Annotated in this window: 1 protein-coding gene; it reads right to left on the bottom strand. The window is 64.6% G+C overall.

All coding sequences use genetic code 11. The features are described 5' to 3' along the window. On the bottom strand, positions 1–644 hold a 644-nt coding region (locus H8A95_RS43385; protein WP_229188499.1), incomplete at both ends, for an AMP-binding protein.

Raw genomic sequence — 644 nt, 5'->3', positions numbered from 1 at the left:
TCGCTCTTGATCAGCTTGACCAGCATCGCCGGCTCGTAGCGGCCCGGATAGACCTGCTTGGTGCCGGCAAGCGTCGCCGACCACGGGAAGCCCCAGGCATGGACGTGGAACATCGGCGTGATCGGCATGTAGACGTCGTCGCGCGAGAAGCGACCCTGCGAGCCCGCCATGCCGAACAGTGCCAGTCCCGCGATGGTGTGCAGCACGAGCTGGCGGTGGCTGTAATAGACCCCCTTCGGCAGGCCAGTGGTACCGGTCGTGTAGAAGGTGGTGGCCTGGGTGTTCTCGTCGAAATCGGGAAAGTCGTAATCCGGCGAGGCTGCCGCAAGCAGGCTTTCATACTCGCCGATGAAGGACAGGCTGCCGGTCTGCGGCGCCGGCCGGTCCGACATCACGATCAGCCGCTTGACCTTCGGCAGCTGCGCCTTGATGCCTTCCATCAGACCGACGAATTCCTCGTTGACGAGCAGCGTCGTCGCGCCGGCATGATCGATCGTGTAGGCGATCTGCTCGGGCGACAGACGGACGTTGACCGTCTGCAGCACGGCGCCCATCATCGGGATCGCGAAGAACGCTTCGAGGAAGCGATGGCTGTCCCATTCGAGCACGCCGACGGTGTCGCCGGGCTCGACGCCCGCCTTGCT

Source organism: Bradyrhizobium oropedii (assembly GCF_020889685.1).
Lineage (GTDB): Bacteria > Pseudomonadota > Alphaproteobacteria > Rhizobiales > Xanthobacteraceae > Bradyrhizobium > Bradyrhizobium oropedii.
The sequence above is the reverse complement of the archived record's forward strand: the minus strand, read 5'-3'. Positions and strand labels throughout refer to the sequence as shown.